This is a genomic window from Amycolatopsis echigonensis, from assembly GCF_002846615.1.
Classification (GTDB): Bacteria; Actinomycetota; Actinomycetes; order Mycobacteriales; family Pseudonocardiaceae; genus Amycolatopsis; species Amycolatopsis echigonensis.
Genome location: NZ_PJMY01000003.1, coordinates 1,125,065 through 1,143,385, shown reverse-complemented (window position 1 = coordinate 1,143,385; position 18,321 = coordinate 1,125,065). Strand labels below are relative to the sequence as shown.

Here is an 18,321-nt window from a genome sequence, read left to right as displayed (position 1 = left end):
TCACCATCTGTGAGCAGCACCGACCTTCCCCCAGACGAGGTGGCCGTGGAGGCCGCCCAGGACGTGACCGACGTACCGGCCGACGTGCGCGAGCGGCACGGCGCGCTCGCCGAGGAGATCCGCGGCCATCAGTTCCGGTACTACGTGCTGGATTCGCCGATCATCTCCGACGGCCAGTTCGACGCGCTCCTCAGCGACCTCCAGCAGATCGAGGACGAGTACCCGGCGCTGGTCACGCCGGATTCGCCGACCCAGAACGTCGGCGGGACGTTCTCCACCGAGTTCACCGCGCACGACCATCTCGAGCGCATGCTGAGCCTGGACAACGTGTTCGACACCGACGAGTTTCTCGCCTGGGTCGAGCGCGTCGAGAAGGAAATCGGGTCCGCGGAGTACCTGGCCGAACTGAAGATCGACGGCCTGGCTATCAACCTGCTCTACGAAAACGGCAAGCTCACGAGGGGGCTCACCCGCGGCGACGGGCGTACGGGTGAGGACGTCACGCTCAACATCCGGACCCTCGACCAGGTGCCCGACCAGCTCACCGGCACCGACGAGTTCCCGGTTCCGAAGCTTGTCGAGGTGCGCGGCGAGGTCTACTTCCGCGTCGAGGACTTCCTCGAGCTCAACGCGAAGATGGTCGAGGCGGGCAAGCCGCCGTACGCGAATCCGCGCAACACAGCTGCCGGGTCGCTGCGGCAGAAGGACCCGAAAATCACCAGGGAACGCCGGCTGCGGCTGATCTGCCACGGCCTCGGCAAGCGCGACGGCTTCGAGCCGGTCACGCAGTCGCATGCCTACGACGCCCTGGCGGCCTGGGGATTGCCGGTGTCGCCGCATACGCGAGTGCTGCGGACCGGCAAGGAACTCACCGATCACATCGCCTACTGGGGTGAACATCGGCACGACGCCGAGCACGAGATCGACGGCGTTGTGATCAAGGTCGACCAGGTCGCCTTGCAGCGACGCCTCGGCACCACCTCGCGCGCGCCGCGGTGGGCGATCGCATACAAGTACCCGCCGGAAGAAGCGATCACGACGCTGCTCGACATCCAGGTCGGAGTGGGCCGCACGGGACGGGTCACGCCGTTCGCCGTCACCGAGCCGGTCAAGGTCGCGGGCTCGACGGTCGCGCGGGCGACCCTGCACAACCAGGAAGAGGTCAAGCGCAAAGGCGTGCTGATCGGCGATCGGATCGTCATCCGCAAGGCCGGCGACGTGATCCCCGAGGTGCTCGGTCCCGTCGTCGACTCGCGGACCGGCGACGAGCGCGAATTCGTGATGCCCACCGAATGTCCGGAATGCGGCACGGAACTCGCCTACCAAAAGGAAGGCGACAAGGACATCCGCTGTCCGAACACCCGCTTCTGTCCCGCGCAGCTGCGGGAACGGCTGTTCCACCTGGCCGGGCGCGGTGCGTTCGACATCGAGGTGCTCGGGTACGAGGCGGCGGTCGCGCTGCTCGACGCCAGGGTGGTCGCTGACGAGGGCGACGTGTTCGACCTCAACGAGGAGTCGCTCGCCGAAGTGGAGTTGTTCCGCACCAAGGCGGGCGACCTGTCGGCGAACGCGCGGAAGCTTCTGGCGAACCTCGACTCGGCGAAGGACCGTCCGCTGTGGAAAGTGATCGTCGCCCTGTCGATCCGGCATGTCGGGCCGACCGCGGCGCAGGCGCTCGCGCGGGAATTCGGTTCGCTGCAACGGATCGAGGACGCGAGCGAGGAGGAACTCGCGAACGTCGACGGCGTCGGGCCGACCATCGCGCACGCCGTGCAGGAATGGTTCGAGGTCGACTGGCACCGGGAAATCGTCGAAAAATGGCGACGGTCCGGGGTGCGGATGGAGGAGGAGCGCGACGAGTCCATCCCGCGGAACCTGGAAGGCCTGTCGATCGTCGTGACTGGTTCCCTTGAAGGATTTTCCCGTGATGAAGCGAAAGAAGTCATCATGGCGCGCGGTGGCAAGGCGGCGGGATCTGTGTCGAAGAAGACGGCGTTCGTCGTGGTGGGCGACTCGCCGGGCTCGAAGTACGACAAGGCTGTGCAGTTGAAAGTGCCGGTGCTAGACGAGAACGGGTTCCGCGCGTTGCTGGAGCGCGGACCGGAAGCGGCTGCGGAACTGGCGCTCGACACCGGTGCGGACGAGGAAGCTGAGGGCGGCGATGAGTGAGGTGGAGATCCGGCCGGCGCGGCGCGAGGAGTTCGACGCGGTTGGCGAGGTGACCGTCGAGGCTTACCGGATCGAGGGGTTCTTCGAGACTGATGCCGCGTACGAGGCGAAGCTTCGTGACGTCTCGGGGCGGGCGGAGCACGCCGAGTTGCTGGTCGCGGTCGATCCGGACGGTCAGGTCGTGGGGTCGGTCGCGATCGTTCAGCCGGGGAGCGAGCTGTCCGAGATTTCCCAGCCGGGGGAGTTGGAGTTCCGCATGTTGGCGGTCGCGGAGGCGGCGCGCGGGCGAGGGGTCGGCGAGGCGCTTACCCAGGCAGTGCTGGACCGTGGCCGGGAACTCGGCGTCGAGCGGGTCGTGCTGAGCAGCCTCGACGTGATGCGGAAGGCGCACCGGCTCTACGAGCGGCTCGGGTTCCGGCGCTTGCCGGGGCGGGATTGGCATCCGCATCCGGGGGTCAACCTGATCGCCTACGAATACGGCTTCTGACGCCCCATTCTTGCAGGTCGGCGGCTTTTGCCGTTTTTTGGCGAAAGCGTTGGGCGGGGTTCGCCTCCGGTATTCGCCGTTGAACGGCGACGGTTCGGCGGATCTCGTCCCGGCTCCCGCCGGGCACTGATGGGGCGCTTAGGGGCCTGGCGGTGAGCGTCGGGCCGAGTGTGAGGCGGTCAGGCCCGTCGGTGGTGGACGGTTGTGCGGGGTGCGTCTGTTTGGCGAGCTTCAACTGTGTATGGGTTGTAACGGCTAGATGTCTGGCTTCGACTCAAGTTGTCACGCGTGAAGTACCGACTCGGATCGAGGAAGCGTGATCATGGCGAAGTTCGTTCAAACTGCCGTTCCGGTCGTTGGCGTTGCCGCGTTTCTTGCCGTCGCGTGCAACGCAGCACCACAGCCCGGTGGCACCTCAACGACGGTCGCGACGGAGACCGTGACCGCGACGGCAACCGAGTCGGCGACGGCGACCGTGAGTGCGCCGGCCAGCGCTGCGCAGCCGGCGACGGTCAAGGTCCCTGACGTGTCCGGCATGAATCATCAGGACGCACAGGACGCGATGCAGGCGGCTGGGTTGTACAACCTGCGCGAGGTCGATTCGTCCGGGAAGAAGCGGATGATGATCATCGACCGGAACTGGTGTCAGACCGGGCAGGATCCCAAGCCCGGAACCGTGGTTTCTGCTGGCACGGTCGTGACTCTCTATGCCGACAAGTGCTGATTACCGACGCCTGGCATGCCGGCGCAACCGGTCGCCATGACGGGCAAAGTCACCTGCATGAGGGAGATTGTCTGCACTTGAGGACCGCTGGTGGCGGCTGGAGGCGGGTGCAAAGAACGGTGGACCAGTCATGGCCGCTGGCGACTACGGCGTTCGCCAGGCTGATTAGCCGATTACCGGCAACCGAGAGGTCGGCCCGATGCTCAGCTCGGCCGCCCTCTAACTGTCAGGACAGCTGACCCAAACCTGGGGTCACCCGTCCAGAACCACCGCGACAATCCCGGCGAAATGCGCCAGCCGGGCGACCTCCGCGGCACGGAAGTTGGGCCCGCCCGGCCGCGCGACCAGCATCGCCTTTCCCGGCTTGCCCAGCGGAGTCGCGGCCAGCTCGGTACCGAGTTCCTTCCACGTGTCCGGGACCCACGAATCCTCGCCGTCCAAGACCGTCGCGCGCTCCAGCGGCAGCCAGGGCAAGTCCGTGAACGGGTTCTCCGGCGCCGCACTCGACGAAGCCAAGCGCCGGGATCCCGATTCCGAATATTCGACGATCACCGCCCACCCGGCGCGGATGATCTTCGGCACACCTTCGGCCAGCAAGTCCAGTCCGGCTTTCGGCTGCGCGGCGATCTCCTCGACCAGTTCGAGCTCGCGATGGGTGTCGAGGATGCCCGCGTACGGCCGCACCGCGTCGACCTCGACGCCTTCCACGCTCTCGGCCGCGGTGATCAGCGCGTCCGGGAGCCGGCCCGACGGGAGTTCGACCACCAGGTCGTCGATCGCGAGCCCGCCGCCGCGTTCCACCACGTCCACGCTCAGGATGTCAGCCCCGACCGTGCCGAGCGCGGTCGCGACCGCGCCGAGCGTGCCGGGGGAGTCCGGTAGCTGGACCCGGATCAGGAACGACACCACGCGCCCCTCTCGCCTCAGGCGTCCCAGCCCTGTCGTGGGACGCGCTTGCCGGGCGCCGATTGTGACAGACCGGGTACCCGCGGGGGCCCGCTGTCCGGCAAGCGGGACGCCCTGCCCGGCGCCCGCGGCCCGATAACCCGGTCGAACCGTCCGACGCCGTCACCATAGACTTGCAGCTTCCGAGAGCACCCGCACAGCACACCCCGGGAGTCACCCGCGTGCCCAACATTTCCCGAGACGAGGTCGCGCACCTCGCCAGGCTGGCCAGGCTGGCCGTGACCGACGACGAGCTGGACGTTTTCGCCGGCCAGCTCGACCAGATCCTGGACTCGGTGGCGAAGGTCAGCGAAGTCGCCGCGGAAGACGTCCCGCCGACCTCGCACGCCGTGCCGCTGACGAACGTCTTCCGCGAGGACACCGTCCGGCCCAGCCTCGAACAGCAGGACGCGCTGGCCGCGGCGCCGGCCGCCGAGGACGGCCGGTTCCGGGTGCCGCGGATCCTGGGAGAAGAACAGTGAGCGAACTCGTCAAGCTGACTGCCGCCGAGCTGGCGGCGAAAATCCACGCGCGCGAGGTGTCCGCGGTCGAGGTCGCGCAGGCGCACCTGGACCGCATCGCCGCGGTGGACGACCACGTGCACGCGTTCCTGCACGTCGACACGGAAGGCGCGCTCGGCGCGGCCAAGGCGGTCGACGAGCAGCTGGCCGCGGGAGAGCAGCCGGCGTCGCCGCTGGCGGGCGTCCCGCTGGCGCTGAAGGACGTGCTGACCACGAAGGGCGTGCCGACGACCTGCGGGTCGCGCACCCTCGAGGGGTGGCTGCCGCCGTACGATGCGACTGTCACGCGCAAGCTGCGCGAAGCCGGCGTCGTGATCCTCGGCAAGACGAACATGGACGAGTTCGCGATGGGCTCCTCCACGGAGAACTCGGCGTACGGGCCGACGCACAACCCGTGGGACCACGCGCGCATCCCGGGCGGTTCGGGCGGTGGCTCGTCCGCGGCGATTTCGGCGTTCGAGGCGGCTCTCGCGATCGGTACGGACACCGGCGGCTCGATCCGTCAGCCCGGCGCTGTCACCGGCACTGTGGGCGTGAAGCCGACGTACGGCGGAGTGTCGCGCTACGGGCTCGTGGCGTTCTCGTCGTCGCTCGACCAGGCCGGGCCGTGTGCGCGTACGGTGCTTGACGCCGCACTGCTGCACGAAGTGATCGCTGGCCACGACCCGATGGACTCGACGTCCATCGACGCACCGGTGCCGCCGGTTGTCGCTGCGGCGCGCGAAGGCGCGCAGGGCGACCTGTCCGGCGTACGCGTCGGCGTCGTAAAGGAGTTCGGCGGCGACGGCTACCAGTCAGGCGTGCTGCGGTCATTCGAGGCCGCCGTGGAGCAGCTTCGCGCTCTCGGCGCCGAAGTGGTCGAGGTGTCGTGCCCGCACTTCACGTACGCGCTGCCTGCCTACTACCTGATCGCGCCGAGCGAAGCGTCGTCCAACCTCGCGCGCTTCGACGCGATGCGGTACGGCCTGCGCGTCTCGGACGACGGCGAGCACAGCGCCGAAGAAGTCATGTCGCTGACCCGCGAGAAGGGCTTCGGCGCTGAAGTGAAGCGTCGCATCATGCTGGGCACGTACGCGCTTTCGTCGGGCTACTACGACGCGTACTACGGCTCCGCGCAGAAGGTGCGCACGCTCATCACGCGCGACTTCACGCAGGCCTTCGAGAAGGTCGACGTGCTCGTGTCGCCGACGACGCCGACGACGGCGTTCAAGCTCGGCGAGCGCGTGGACGACCCGATGGCGATGTACCTCGCCGACCTGTGCACCATCCCGTCGAACCTCGCGGGCAACGCCGCCATGAGCGTCCCGAGCGGACTGTCCGACGAGGACGGGCTGCCGGTCGGCCTGCAGATCATGGCCCCGGCGCTCGCCGACGACCGGCTGTACCGCGTCGGCGCCGCGTACGAGGCCGCGCGCGACGCCGCTGCCGGCGGCTCGCTCGTGCACCAGGTTCCGGAGCTGGGAGGAACGAAGTGACTGCCGTGGCCGAGTTGATGGACTACGCCGAGGTCATCGAGCGGTTCAACCCCGTGCTCGGGCTCGAGGTCCACGTGGAGCTCAGCACGAACACGAAGATGTTCTGCGGCTGCGTCAACGAGTTCGGCGGCGAGCCGAACACCAAGACGTGCCCGACCTGCCTCGGCCTGCCCGGCTCCTTGCCGGTCGTGAACGGCAAGGCGGTCGAGGGCGCGATCCGGATCGGTCTCGCGCTCAACTGCCAGATCGCGGAGTGGTGCCGGTTCGCCCGGAAGAACTACTTCTACCCGGACATGCCGAAGAACTTCCAGACGTCGCAGTACGACGAGCCGATCGCGTTCGACGGCTACCTCGACGTGACGCTGGACGACGGCGAGGTCGTGCGCGTCGAGATCGAGCGCGCGCACATGGAAGAGGACACCGGCAAGTCGCTGCACATCGGCGGCGCGACCGGCCGGATCCACGGTGCCGAGCACTCGCTGCTCGACTACAACCGCGCCGGCGTGCCGCTGATCGAGATCGTCACCAAGCCGATCACCGGCACCGGCGAACGCGCGCCCGAGGTGGCGCGCGCGTACGTCACCGCGCTGCGCGACCTGCTGCGCGCGCTTGACGTGTCCGACGTGCGCATGGACCAGGGCTCGCTGCGCTGTGACGCGAACGTGTCGTTGATGGCCAAGGACGCGACGGAATTCGGCACGCGCACCGAGACGAAGAACGTCAACTCGCTGCGCAGTGTCGAGCGCGCGGTGCGGTACGAGATGACGCGCCAGGCGGCAATTCTCGCCGAAGGCGGGTCGATCCGCCAGGAAACGCGGCACTTCCAGGAGGCCGACGGCACCACGTCGTCCGGGCGTGCCAAGGAAACCGCGGAGGATTACCGGTACTTCCCGGAGCCCGACCTCGTGCCGATCGCGCCGTCGCGCGAGTGGGTCGAGGAACTGCGCGCGACGCTGCCGGAGATGCCGTGGGAGCGGCGCAAGCGGATCCAGGAAGAGTGGAAGCTCTCCGACGAAGCGCTGCGCGACCTGCTGAACGTCGGTGCCGTCGAGCTCGTCGCGGCGACAGTCGAGGCTGGTGCGACGCCGGACGAAGCACGCGGCTGGTGGGTCAACACGCTCGCGCAGGAAGCGAACGCGCGCGAGGTCGAGCTGGCCGAACTGGCGATCACGCCGGTGCAGGTCGCCGAGGTGATCGGGCTCGTGTCCTCCGGGGAGCTGACGAACAAGCTCGCCAAGGAGGTCGTACAGGGTGTCCTCGCCGGCGAGGGTTCGCCGCGCGAGGTCGTCGAGAAGCGCGGTCTGAAGGTCGTCTCCGACGATTCGGCGCTGCTCACCGCTGTCGACGAAGCCCTGGCCGCCCAGCCGGACATCGCCGACAAGATCCGCGGCGGCAAGGTCGCCGCGGCAGGCGCGATCGTCGGCGCGGTCATGAAGGCGACCAAGGGCCAGGCCGACGCCAAGCGGGTGCGCGAGTTGATCATCGAGCGCGTCGGTTCCTGAGTGGCTTTCTCGCTTCGACGCGTCACCTGGCGCGAGTGGCTCGGCTTGGCGGCCGGGCTGCTCGCGGTCGGGTCGACGGCCCTGCCCTGGACAGTGCTGTCAGCGGATACCGCGACGTCCGACGTCCGCGACGCGTTCCGGACGTTGCCGCATAGCGACGTCGTGCGTACCGCGTGGAATTCGGACCTCTTTTCCTGGGGTCCGCCGCTGCTGCTGGCCGTGGTGGGGCTTGCGGTGGTGTTGTTCGGGCAGGTCACCAAGGCACGGGTGAACGGGCTGCCGCAGCTGTGGCTGGTGGGTGGCCTGACGACGGTTTTGCTGATGGTGATCGGCTGGACGACGCTGGACTGGGTGTTCGACAGTGACCAGCGTGCCTTCCTCGACGCTGCGGGCGTGTCGATCTCGGCTGGGGTCGGGCGGTATCTGGGGATGGCGTTCGCGGTCGGATCGGTCGTGGTGGCGATCGTGGACATCCGGGCGGCTCGGGCGGAGAGCCGGGCTTCGCGTCGTCGCCGCTGAACGGCGACGCCGGGTTCCTGGCTGAGCTGCTGGCGGATTCGCCGTTCGATGGCGAGGGGAGATGGCCTCGTCGTGGTGCGGGCGGTGACGGCGCAGCGGCATCGGTTGGGCGGTTCCCGTTGATGGGTCGGTGAGTGTCGCCGTTTCGTGGCGAACTTTGCTGGCAGGGAAACCCCGGACGGCCAGGTTGAGCGATGCTGAATGTCACCGGCCGCGATGACGGATCAGCTGTCGCCACTAACTGGCTAACCGCAGGTCAACTGGCCTTTCGGGCCCCCGAAAGGGCTCAGTCAGCGCACACCGAGTGTCAGTCCTTGCCCGGACCGCCGCCCGTGTCGCTTACCACGATCAGGACCACGCGGTCGTCGCTGGAGACTGGTTTGCCGCCGTCCTTGTTGACGGTTCCCGCGACGGCCAGTTGCGGGTTGATCATGCTCATGGCGGAGAGCCGGCCGTACGTCGTGGTGGCCTTGCTCTTGCCGTCGAGGGTGACCGTCGGCTTGCCGGTGACCGCGCCGTCCTTGTTGACCGGCACGTTCTGCAGGCCGGTCGACGACGCGATGCCGAGGATGCCGTTCGCGTCGACGAAATCGACGCAGCCCCCGAGGGAAGGCCTGTCTTGCCAGGTCCACGCGGGGGTGTTGAGCGGCTGTCCGGACTGGAGGCGGTACACGGCGTCCGGGCCGTTGGCCGGGTGATCAGTCACCCACGCGCGCTTCCCGTCGGACGAACGGCAGATGCCGCCGGGGGAATGCAGGCCCGAGGCGTAGACGGCGGACCCGGACGTGGGATTCCCACTCGCCGGTTTGCCGGAGACATCGATGCGGAGAACCTTGCCTGCCAGGGAATTCGGGTCCGCGGCTGCGGCGGGGTTGCCGGCGTCGCCCGTCGCGACGAGCAGTGCGCCGCTTCCGTCGCTGGCCAGCGCGCCGCGGTTGCCCGTGGGGCCTTTCGGGATTCCGGTCAGCACAGGCTTCGGGGCCTGGCCCTTGGCGAATCGCACGACGCGGTTGTCCGACGCCGTGGTCACATAGGCGAAGACCAGCTGATCCTCGACGTAGCTGGGCGACAGCGCCAGGCTGGTGAGCCCGCCGTCGCCGTCGGCTTGGACGTCCAGTTGCGCGAACGACGTCGCGTCATGCCCGGAGCTGGCCAGCATGACCCGCCCGGTTTTCCGCTCACCGGCGAGAGCGGCTGGCGCGGATCCCTCGCCGGGAAGTCCGGCGACGGCGGCGACGGTGTCGAGGCAGGTGGCGATGACGGCCTTGTCGAAGTCCTTGCAGCCTTGCGGAGGCGGAACTGGCGAGGGCGGTGCTTGCGCGGGGCCGGTGGGGGGACCGCCGCCAGGGCTGTCGCCGTGTTCCTGGACCTGCGGCGGAGACTCCGGGCTCGGCACCGGCGCGGGGGTGAACGCCTGGCCGGCGGCGGTGTCGTCGAACCGCGCGCAGCCGGAAAGCACGAGGCCGCCGCAGGCGAGGAGGGCCAGCGGCGCCGACCACCGGTACCGGGTACGCATGATGTCCCAGCGTAGGCGGCGCGGCGTGAGCCACTGGTAAGTGGTTACGGTGGTGATCATGACAGTCACCGTGCTGGTCCCGGACGACGAGGGCGTCGCCGTGCTGTCCGAAATCCCTCTCGTCCACGCGGTGCGCTACGAATGGGGCCGCCCGTTGCCGCCGGAGGCTGCGAAAGCCGAGGTGCTCGTCCCGCCTATGGATTCGGCGGGCGACGACATCTGGAGCGACCTGCCGAACCTCAAGCTGGTGCAGTTGCTGACCGCTGGAGCTGAGGACTGGGTCGGCCGCGTCCCGGACGGCGTTCTGTTGTCCACCTGCCGCGGCGCGCACGGCGGCAGCATGGCGGAGTGGGTCGTCGGCGTCCTGCTGTCGATGTACCGGAATCTGGACGTCTACGCGGCGGCGCAACGGGCTGGACGCTGGGAGCAGTTGCCGTCCGACACGTTGCAGGGGAAGCGCGTGCTGATCGTCGGGGCTGGGGATGTCGGGCGGCAGTTGCGGCGGCGGTTGGAGCCGTTCGACGTTCGCTGCACGATGGTCGGAATGTCGGCGCGTGAGGACGTGCACGGTGTCGATGAGTTGCCGGAACTGCTGACGGACCACGATGTGGTGGTCATGATGGTCCCCCTCACGTCGCGGACGCGAGGCATGGTCGACGCCGACTTTCTTGCGGCCATGCGCGATGACGCGGTGCTGGTCAATGCTGCTCAAGGGCCAGTCGTGGTCACCGACGCGCTGGCGGCGGAGCTCGCGGCGGGACGGCTTCGCGCGGCGCTCGACGTGACCGATCCCGAACCTTTGCCGGCGGACCATCCGCTGTGGACAGCGCCCGGTTTCGTGCTGACGCCGCATGTGGCCGGAGCGGTGCGGGGCGTCCGGCGGCGCGCTTATTTGGTGGCTGCGGCGGAAATCGCCCGGTACGCTGGCGGAGAACTGCCTGGCAATCTCGTGCGCGGCGAATACTGATCATTTCCCGGATGTCGGCCCGGCGCTCAGGGTGAACCCTGAAAGAGCCCCTGACCTCGGCGTGCTCGCTCGCGGGGCACGGCCGAATCCCCTAATCTTCGCCGCGTGACCACTCAAGGGGACGACTACCAGACCAGCGTGCTGTCCGGTGTCGAGGACTCTGCCGGCAACGACTACGACGAACCCCGGCAGGGCGGTCTCGGCTTCGGCCTGCTCGTCTTGCGCCTGGGGCTCGGCGTGATCATGGGTGCGCACGGCCTGCAGCATTTGTTCGGCGCTTTCGGCGGACCGGGCGTCGGCGGGTTCGCGCACGTGCTCGAGATGTTCGGGTACCACAAACAGACGACGCTGCTGTCCTGGATCACCGGCGTTACCGAGGTCGCGGGCAGCGCGCTGCTGATCGTCGGCCTGTTCACGCCGCTCGCCGCGGCGGGGCTGCTGGGCGTGGCCGCGAACATCGTCTACGCGAAGTTCCACGGCGGCTTCTTCGAAGGCACGGGCCAGGGCTGGGAGTACGAGCTGCTGCTGGGCGTATGCGCGCTGACGCTGATCTTTACCGGCGCGGGCACCGTCTCGCTGGAGCGGAACACGCCGTGGCGGAAGCGGCCGCTGCCCCTTGGGTTTATCTCGTTGCTGCTGGCCGCGGCTGCGTCTGTGGTGGTCATCGTTCTGACTCGCTGACCCGGCGCGGAGTCTGTCGCTGGCCCGGTGTGGTCGGCTGGAGGCAACGGCGGGTTGGTGGGTGCTCCGGTCGGTGACCAGGCCGTTGGGGTGTTGCCGTTTAGTGGCGAATACCAGGTCAGGGCGAGAATCCTGGGGCTCGATGCTGGTGGGATCGGCCCGTGAATGGCGACTGTGGACGAAGGCGTCGCGGGCTGGAGGTGGAGTCGTGGCGAGGGCGGGGGACCCATTGGCCGTTTAGTGGCGAATGGCGTCGATCGGCGTTGCGGGCTGAGCCGGGGTGGCCGTTCGCCGTTGAGCGGCGATTCGGGTCGATCCGGGGCTGGGGCCGAGAGAGCGTTCGCCGCTGAGTGGCGAATGTTGTGGGCCGGGGGAGCGGGCCGCGGGTCGGCCGCGGTGACCGTTGGCCGTTGAGCGGCGAATCGCGTCGACCGGGATCCGGCGGCAGCGGCCGAGATTCCTGCAGCGGCAGTCGCCTAGCCGAGACACGGAAAAGGGCCCGCGCACCTCGCGCGGACCCCTTCCAGCAGAAGCAAACAGCAGGATCAGCGGTTCGGGTCCCGAACAGCGCCGGTGTCGGCCGACGTGGCCATCCGGGCATAGGCCCGCAGCGCCGAGGTGATCGGGCGCTCCCGGTCCTTCGGCTGCCACGGACGCTCCGAAGCTTCCATCTTCGCCCGCCGTTCCGCCAGAACCTCCGGTTCGACCAGCAACTCGAGCCGCCGCTCGTGGACGTCCAGGACGATCTGGTCGCCGTTCTCCACCAGGCCGATCAGACCGCCCGCGGCGGCTTCCGGCGAGATGTGGCCGACCGAAATACCCGAGGAGCCGCCGGAGAAACGGCCGTCGGTGATCAGCGCGCACTTCTTGCCGAGGCCGGAACCCTTGAGGAACGCCGTCGGGTGCAACATTTCCTGCATGCCGGGGCCGCCGGCCGGGCCTTCGTAGCGGATGACCAGCACCTCGCCCGGCTGGATCTCCTTCTTGAGGATCGCCGAAACGGCCTCCTCCTGGCTCTCCAGCACCCGCGCCGGGCCCTGGAAGTGCCACAGGTCTTCGTCGATGCCCGCGGCCTTGATCACAGCGCCGTTCTCGGCCAGGTTGCCGCGCAGGATCGCGAGGCCGCCGTCCTTCGTGTAGGCGTGCTCGACGTCGCGGATGCAGCCGCCGGCAGCGTCAGTGTCCAGGGACGACCAGCGGTTGTCCGTTGAGAACGCCTGCGTGGTCCGCACCCCGCCCGGTGCGGCGTGGAACAGCTCCAGCGCCTTCTCCGAAGGAGACTCGGCGCGAATGTCCCACTCGTTCAGCCACGTGTCGAGGTCCGGTGCGTGGACCGCGTGCACGTCGGTGTTCAGCAGGCCACCGCGGTACAGCTCGCCCAGGATGGCGGGGATTCCGCCGGCCCGGTGGACGTCTTCCATGTGGTAATCGGAGTTCGGCGCGACCTTCGACAGGCACGGCACGCGCCGCCCGATGGCGTCGATGTCGCTGATCGTGAAGTCGACCTCGCCCTCCTGCGCGGCGGCGAGAATGTGCAGCACGGTGTTCGTCGAGCCGCCCATGGCCATGTCGAGCGCCATCGCGTTCTCGAACGCCGCCTTCGTGGCGATCGACCGCGGCAACGCCGACTCGTCGTCCTCGCCGTACCAGCGCTTGCACAGTTCGACCACCGTGCGTCCGGCGTTGGAGAACAACTCGCGCCGAGCCGCGTGTGTCGCGAGCGTGGAACCGTTGCCCGGCAACGACAATCCCAGCGCTTCGGTGAGGCAGTTCATCGAGTTCGCGGTGAACATGCCGGAGCACGAACCGCAGGTCGGACAGGCGGAGCGCTCGACCTCGGCCAGGCCGGCCTCGTCAATCGCCGAGTTCGCGGACGCCGCGATGGTGGTGATCAGGTCGGTCGGGGCGTGCGCGACGCCTTCGACGACCACCGCCTTGCCGGCTTCCATCGGACCGCCGGAGACGAACACGGTCGGGATGTTGAGCCGCATCGCGGCGTTGAGCATGCCCGGCGTGATCTTGTCGCAGTTCGAGATGCACACCAGCGCGTCGGCCTGGTGCGCGTTGACCATGTACTCCACCGAGTCGGCGATGATCTCGCGCGAGGGCAGCGAGTAGAGCATGCCCGAGTGACCCATCGCGATGCCGTCGTCGACCGCGATCGTGTGGAACTCGCGCGCGATGCCGCCCGCTTCGGCGACCGCCTCGGCGACGATCTCGCCGAGGTCCTTGAGGTGCACGTGGCCGGGCACGAACTGGGTGTAGGAGTTGGCGATCGCGACGATCGGCTTGCCGAAATCGCTGTCGGTCATTCCGGTCGCACGCCAGAGCGAGCGTGCGCCCGCCGCGTTGCGACCGTGGGTGGTGGTCCGGGAACGGAGGTGCGGCACGGCATTCTCCCAGGTCAGAAGGCTGAACCAGGCGGAGGGGAACTACGGCTCCGCAAACTGGTTCTACCAATTCTACTCGGCTGGTTTGCCGTTGCCGCCGCCGGTCCGTTCCGCGTCGGCGGAGGGCTCCGGCTCGGCGGGCTCGGGAGCGGATTCCGGGGCGGGCTCCGCGGCAGCGTCCGGCGCGGTCTCGGCGGGCGGTTTCTGACCGGTGAGCTCCTCGTCGCTCAGCACGCCGGACGGGTCCTGGATCTTGCCCTCGCTCACCAGTGCCAGCACCGGAAGATGCCGCGTCCGCACCGTGGGAAGACTGACCTGGGTGTCGTCGCCGAGGACGGCGCGCACGCGAGCCTTGTTAGTGATCGCCAACCCCTTGAGCGACGACCACGGCAGGTCGCGCTGGCCGAAGACGGTCCGGACGTGCAGCCCTTCGCGGGTCGCGACGGTGCGCGTGCGCGCGACGAACACGAGCAGCGCGAGCGGGAAGACGTACAGCCACTGGAATCCGCCGATCTCGCCCAGTGCGATAGGTGTCACACAGACGGTCAGCAGACCGATCGCGAGATACGCCGTGGTGGGGATCCGGAACACGGCCTTCCGGCCCTCGTCCGCACGCTGTTCCTGCTGTTTCTTGGCCACGAAGGAATGGTGCACCGGTGCCCGGAGTGACCTGCGTCCGGGTCGCGCGCGGGCAGTACTGGCCGTCCACGATGCGGAACCGCTGTCCCGTAGAGTTGACACTCGCCCGGGCGCGCGACTAACGTCCATGCCGTGATTACGCAGACCGGTCTCGTACTTCCTCAGCGCGCCGACGCTTAGGAAGAGTCCTCTGCGTCGACGCGCGACCCTCGTGCGACCTTACGGTCGGCGAGGGTTTTTTGTTGCGTGAAACCGGTTCCCCGACCGGAAGTACGGCCCAGACAACCCGAACGAGTGACACCGAGAACCCACGAGGCAGAACCGATGACCAGTGCCACGTCGCGCAGCGACGCGAAGCCCGGGCCGACCGCGCCCGGTGTCCCAGGAGCACGTCCGAAGCCCGCCCCGCCGGCGGGTACGCCGGTGCGCGTCACCGGCGCGCAGTCGCTCGTCCGCTCGCTTGAGGCGGTCGGCGCGGAGGTCGTGTTCGGCATTCCGGGTGGCACCATCCTTCCCGCCTACGACCCGCTGCTCGACTCCACGAAGGTCCGGCACGTCCTGGTCCGCCACGAGCAGGGCGCCGGGCACGCGGCCACCGGCTACGCGCAGGCGACCGGCAAGGTCGGCGTCTGCATGGCGACCTCGGGTCCGGGCGCCACGAACCTCGTCACCCCGCTGGCCGACGCCAACATGGACTCGGTTCCGGTCGTCGCCATCACCGGGCAGCAGTCGCGCAACCTGATCGGCACCGACGCGTTCCAGGAAGCCGACATCTGCGGCATCACCATGCCGATCACCAAGCACAACTTCCTCGTCACCGACCCGGCGGAGATCCCGCGGGCGATCGCCGAGGCGTTCCACCTGGCCTCGACCGGCCGGCCCGGCCCGGTGCTGGTGGACATCCCCAAGGACGTGCTGCAGGAGATGACCTCGTTCTCCTGGCCGCCTGAGCTCCGGCTGCCCGGCTACCGCCCGACGCTGCGGCCGCACGGCAAGCAGGTCCGCGAGGCCGCGAAGCTGATCGCGCAGGCCCAGCGGCCGGTGCTGTACGTCGGCGGCGGCGTGATCAAGGCCGAGGCGTCCGAGCAGCTGCGCGAACTCGCCGAGCTCACCGGCATCCCGGTCGCGACCACGCTGATGGCGCGCGGCGCGTTCCCCGACTCGCACCGCCAGCACGTCGGCATGCCCGGCATGCACGGGTCCGTCGCCGCGGTCGCCTCGATGCAGCGCGCCGACCTGCTGGTCGCGCTCGGCGCCCGGTTCGACGACCGGGTTACCGGCCAGCTGTCGTCGTTCGCGCCGGACGCGAAGATCGTCCACGCGGACATCGACCCGGCCGAGATCTCCAAGAACCGCAAGGCGGACGTGCCGATCGTCGGCGACTGCAAGGAGATCATCGGCGAGCTGATCGACGCGGTGAAGACCGAGTTCGACCGCGCCCGTCCCGACCTGACGGACTGGTGGACGCAGGTCGACTCGTGGCGCGAGGACTACCCGGCGGGCTACGAATGGCCCGACGACGGTTCGCTGTCGCCGCAGTACGTCATCGAGCGGATCGGCGAACTGGTCGGCCCGGACGCGGTGTACGCGGCGGGCGTCGGGCAGCACCAGATGTGGGCCGCGCAGTTCGTGAAGTACGAGAAGCCGCGCACCTGGATCAACTCCGGCGGCCTCGGCACCATGGGCTTCGCCGTGCCGGCCGCGATGGGCGCGCAGTTCGGCCTGCCGGACACGCAGGTGTGGGCGATCGACGGCGACGGCTGCTTCCAGATGACCAACCAAGAACTCGCCACGTGCGCCATCGAGGGCGCGCCGATCAAGGTCGCCGTGATCAACAACGGCAACCTCGGCATGGTCCGCCAGTGGCAGAACCTGTTCTACTCCGAGCGGTACTCCAACACCGATCTCGGCACGCACAAGCACCGCATCCCGGACTTCACGCTGCTGGCCGAGGCGCTCGGCTGCGCCGGCCTGCGCTGCGAGGCCAAGGAGGACGTCGACGCGACGATCCGGCGCGCGATGGAAATCAACGACCGCCCCGTCGTGATCGATTTCGTCGTGGGGAAGGATGCCCAGGTGTGGCCGATGGTCGCCGCGGGCACCGGGAACGACGAGATCATGGCCGTGCGCGGCATCCGGCCGCTGTTCGACGACGACGAGGTTTCGCAGGAAGCTGTCGAGGCCGCCGCCGCGGAGGGAGAGCAAGCATGACTGTCCACACGCTGAGCGTGCTGGTCGAGAACAAGCCCGGTGTGCTCGCCCGGGTCTCCGGACTGTTCTCCCGCCGCGGCTTCAACATCGAGTCCCTTGCTGTCGGGCCCACGGAGAACCCCGAGGTGTCCCGCATGACGATCGTGGTCGCCGTCGAAGAGCTACCGCTCGAACAGGTGACCAAACAGCTCAACAAGCTGGTGAACGTGATCAAGATCGTCGAGCTGGAAGCAGGCAGCGCGGTGCAGCGCGAACTGCTGCTCGTGAAGGTCCGGGCCGACGCCACCGTGCGCAGCCAGGTCCTCGAGACCGTCCAGCTCTTCCGCGCCAAGGTGGTGGACGTCTCGCCGGAGGCGCTCACCGTCGAGGCGACCGGGACGTCGGACAAGATCGGCGCGCTGCTGCGGATGCTGGAGCCGTACGGCATCCGCGAACTCGTCCAGTCCGGCATGGTCGCGGTGGGCCGCGGGGCCCGCTCGATCACCGCCGCTTCTCCCCGCTGAACCTCAGATTTCGTGTAAGTACGGAAGGAAGTAGTACCCCCCATGGCAGTGGAAATCTTCTACGACGACGACGCCGACCTGTCGATCATCCAGGGTCGCAAGGTCGCCGTGATCGGCTACGGCAGCCAGGGCCACGCGCACTCGCTCAGCCTGCGCGACTCGGGCGTCGACGTCCGGATCGGCCTGCAGGAGGGGTCCAAGTCCCGGGCGAAGGCCGAGGAGCAGGGCCTGCGCGTGCTGTCGGTCGCCGAGGCGGCCGCCGAGGCCGACGTGATCATGATCCTCGCGCCGGACACGAAGCAGCGCTTCATCTACGAGGAGCACATCGCCGCGAACCTCAAGGACGGCGACGCGCTCTTCTTCGGCCACGGCTTCAACATCCGGTACGACCTGATCAAGCCGCCGGCCAACGTCGACGTCGCGATGGTCGCCCCGAAGGGCCCGGGCCACCTGGTCCGCCGCCAGTTCGTGGACGGCAAGGGCGTGCCCTGCCTGATCGCGGTCGAGCAGGACGCTTCGGGCAACGCCCAGGCGCTCGCGCTCTCCTACGCCGCGGCGATCGGCGGCGCGCGGGCCGGCGTCATCAAGACGACCTTCACCGAGGAGACCGAGACCGACCTCTTCGGCGAGCAGGCCGTGCTCTGCGGTGGCGCGTCCGCGCTGGTGCAGACCGGTTTCGAGGTGCTCACCGAGGCCGGCTACGCCCCGGAGATCGCCTACTTCGAGGTGCTGCACGAGCTGAAGCTGATCGTCGACCTCATGTACGAGGGCGGCATCGCGCGCCAGCGCTACTCCATCTCCGACACCGCCGAGTACGGCGACCTCACCCGCGGCCCGCGCGTCATCTCGCCGGCCGTCAAGGAGGAGATGAAGAAGATCCTGGGCGAGATCCAGGACGGCACCTTCGCCCGCGAATGGGTCGCCGAGGACGAGGCGGGCCGGCCGAACTTCACGAAGCTCGAGGAGCAGGGCAACCAGCACCCGATCGAGAAGACCGGCAAGAAGCTGCGCGACCTGATGTCGTGGGTGGACCGCCCGATCACCGAGACCGCCTGACCGGTTTCCCAGGAGG

16 protein-coding genes are annotated in these 18,321 nt (G+C 68.7%); 12 read left to right on the top strand and 4 right to left on the bottom strand.

The window, feature by feature from the left end; translation table 11 throughout:
- The first annotated feature begins 9 nt into the window (after window positions 1-9).
- The 3 genes from ligA to ATK30_RS09815 all read left to right on the top strand — a co-directional run bounded on the left by ligA (window position 10) and on the right by ATK30_RS09815 (window position 3,380).
- The gene (ligA, locus tag ATK30_RS09825) at window positions 10-2,169 is read left to right on the top strand and encodes an NAD-dependent DNA ligase LigA (protein ID WP_101435313.1); all 2,160 of its coding nucleotides are present in this window, start codon (window positions 10-12) and stop codon (window positions 2,167-2,169) included.
- Window positions 2,162-2,656 carry a GNAT family N-acetyltransferase gene (locus tag ATK30_RS09820; protein ID WP_101435312.1) on the top strand — a complete coding sequence of 165 codons (495 nt, stop codon included), beginning with the start codon at window positions 2,162-2,164 and terminating at the stop codon, window positions 2,654-2,656. The genes ligA and ATK30_RS09820 overlap by 8 nt, the downstream gene beginning before the upstream one ends.
- A gap of 322 nt (window positions 2,657-2,978) precedes the next feature.
- On the top strand, window positions 2,979-3,380 hold the full coding sequence (locus ATK30_RS09815) for a PASTA domain-containing protein (protein ID WP_101435311.1): 402 nt from the start codon (window positions 2,979-2,981) through the stop codon (window positions 3,378-3,380).
- A 252-nt stretch (window positions 3,381-3,632) separates the two neighbouring features.
- Here the strand turns inward: ATK30_RS09815 and ATK30_RS09810 are convergent, their stop codons facing one another.
- The gene (locus ATK30_RS09810) at window positions 3,633-4,286 is read right to left on the bottom strand and encodes an ACT domain-containing protein (protein ID WP_167441874.1); all 654 of its coding nucleotides are present in this window, start codon (window positions 4,284-4,286) and stop codon (window positions 3,633-3,635) included.
- A 221-nt stretch (window positions 4,287-4,507) separates the two neighbouring features.
- Here ATK30_RS09810 and gatC point away from each other — a divergent pair, with 221 nt between their 5' ends.
- The 4 genes from gatC to ATK30_RS09790 are packed head-to-tail and all read left to right on the top strand — an operon-like array spanning window position 4,508 to window position 8,342.
- Window positions 4,508-4,807: an Asp-tRNA(Asn)/Glu-tRNA(Gln) amidotransferase subunit GatC gene (gatC, locus tag ATK30_RS09805; protein ID WP_009073996.1), complete on the top strand. Its 300-nt coding sequence runs from the start codon at window positions 4,508-4,510 to the stop codon at window positions 4,805-4,807.
- Window positions 4,804-6,321: an Asp-tRNA(Asn)/Glu-tRNA(Gln) amidotransferase subunit GatA gene (gatA, locus tag ATK30_RS09800; protein WP_101435309.1), complete on the top strand. Its 1,518-nt coding sequence runs from the start codon at window positions 4,804-4,806 to the stop codon at window positions 6,319-6,321. Before gatC ends, gatA begins: the two co-directional genes overlap by 4 nt.
- On the top strand, window positions 6,318-7,823 hold the full coding sequence (gene gatB, locus ATK30_RS09795; protein ID WP_101435308.1) for an Asp-tRNA(Asn)/Glu-tRNA(Gln) amidotransferase subunit GatB: 1,506 nt from the start codon (window positions 6,318-6,320) through the stop codon (window positions 7,821-7,823). Before gatA ends, gatB begins: the two co-directional genes overlap by 4 nt.
- Window positions 7,824-8,342, top strand: coding sequence for a hypothetical protein (locus ATK30_RS09790; RefSeq protein WP_101435307.1), 519 nt, complete (start codon window positions 7,824-7,826; stop codon window positions 8,340-8,342).
- Window positions 8,343-8,649: 307 nt separating this feature from the next.
- Here the strand turns inward: ATK30_RS09790 and ATK30_RS09785 are convergent, their stop codons facing one another.
- Window positions 8,650-9,858 carry a PQQ-dependent sugar dehydrogenase gene (locus tag ATK30_RS09785; RefSeq protein ID WP_101440731.1) on the bottom strand — a complete coding sequence of 403 codons (1,209 nt, stop codon included), beginning with the start codon at window positions 9,856-9,858 and terminating at the stop codon, window positions 8,650-8,652.
- Between the two features lie 58 nt (window positions 9,859-9,916).
- Here ATK30_RS09785 and ATK30_RS09780 point away from each other — a divergent pair, with 58 nt between their 5' ends.
- Window positions 9,917-10,825 carry a 2-hydroxyacid dehydrogenase gene (locus ATK30_RS09780; RefSeq protein ID WP_101435306.1) on the top strand — a complete coding sequence of 303 codons (909 nt, stop codon included), beginning with the start codon at window positions 9,917-9,919 and terminating at the stop codon, window positions 10,823-10,825.
- A gap of 105 nt (window positions 10,826-10,930) precedes the next feature.
- Complete coding sequence (locus ATK30_RS09775; RefSeq protein ID WP_101435305.1) at window positions 10,931-11,506, top strand: DoxX family protein; 576 nt, start codon at window positions 10,931-10,933, stop codon at window positions 11,504-11,506.
- Window positions 11,507-12,051: 545 nt separating this feature from the next.
- Here ATK30_RS09775 and ilvD read toward each other — a convergent pair.
- Window positions 12,052-13,896, bottom strand: coding sequence for a dihydroxy-acid dehydratase (ilvD, locus tag ATK30_RS09770; protein WP_101435304.1), 1,845 nt, complete (start codon window positions 13,894-13,896; stop codon window positions 12,052-12,054).
- A 72-nt stretch (window positions 13,897-13,968) separates the two neighbouring features.
- Complete coding sequence (locus ATK30_RS09765) at window positions 13,969-14,535, bottom strand: PH domain-containing protein (RefSeq protein ID WP_208637312.1); 567 nt, start codon at window positions 14,533-14,535, stop codon at window positions 13,969-13,971.
- Between the two features lie 324 nt (window positions 14,536-14,859).
- On the opposite strand from ATK30_RS09765, the gene ATK30_RS09760 reads away from it, so the two are divergent.
- From ATK30_RS09760 to ilvC, 3 genes are read left to right on the top strand one after another with little or no spacing between them, the layout of a single operon-like run.
- Complete coding sequence (locus ATK30_RS09760; protein ID WP_167441873.1) at window positions 14,860-16,746, top strand: acetolactate synthase large subunit; 1,887 nt, start codon at window positions 14,860-14,862, stop codon at window positions 16,744-16,746.
- On the top strand, window positions 16,743-17,249 hold the full coding sequence (gene ilvN, locus ATK30_RS09755; RefSeq protein ID WP_009074017.1) for an acetolactate synthase small subunit: 507 nt from the start codon (window positions 16,743-16,745) through the stop codon (window positions 17,247-17,249). Before ATK30_RS09760 ends, ilvN begins: the two co-directional genes overlap by 4 nt.
- Before the next feature lie 42 nt (window positions 17,250-17,291).
- Complete coding sequence (gene ilvC, locus ATK30_RS09750) at window positions 17,292-18,305, top strand: ketol-acid reductoisomerase (protein ID WP_037367175.1); 1,014 nt, start codon at window positions 17,292-17,294, stop codon at window positions 18,303-18,305.
- The last annotated feature ends 16 nt before the right edge of the window (window positions 18,306-18,321 follow it).

Coding starts and splice junctions, on each gene's coding strand:
- ilvC (WP_037367175.1), top strand. CDS start 17,292: ATGGCAGTGGAAATCTTCTACGACGACGACGCCGACCTGTCGATCATC.
- ATK30_RS09820 (WP_101435312.1), top strand. CDS start 2,162: ATGAGTGAGGTGGAGATCCGGCCGGCGCGGCGCGAGGAGTTCGACGCG.
- ATK30_RS09815 (WP_101435311.1), top strand. CDS start 2,979: ATGGCGAAGTTCGTTCAAACTGCCGTTCCGGTCGTTGGCGTTGCCGCG.
- ATK30_RS09780 (WP_101435306.1), top strand. CDS start 9,917: ATGACAGTCACCGTGCTGGTCCCGGACGACGAGGGCGTCGCCGTGCTG.
- ATK30_RS09785 (WP_101440731.1), bottom strand. CDS start 9,858: ATGCGTACCCGGTACCGGTGGTCGGCGCCGCTGGCCCTCCTCGCCTGC.
- ATK30_RS09760 (WP_167441873.1), top strand. CDS start 14,860: ATGACCAGTGCCACGTCGCGCAGCGACGCGAAGCCCGGGCCGACCGCG.
- ilvN (WP_009074017.1), top strand. CDS start 16,743: ATGACTGTCCACACGCTGAGCGTGCTGGTCGAGAACAAGCCCGGTGTG.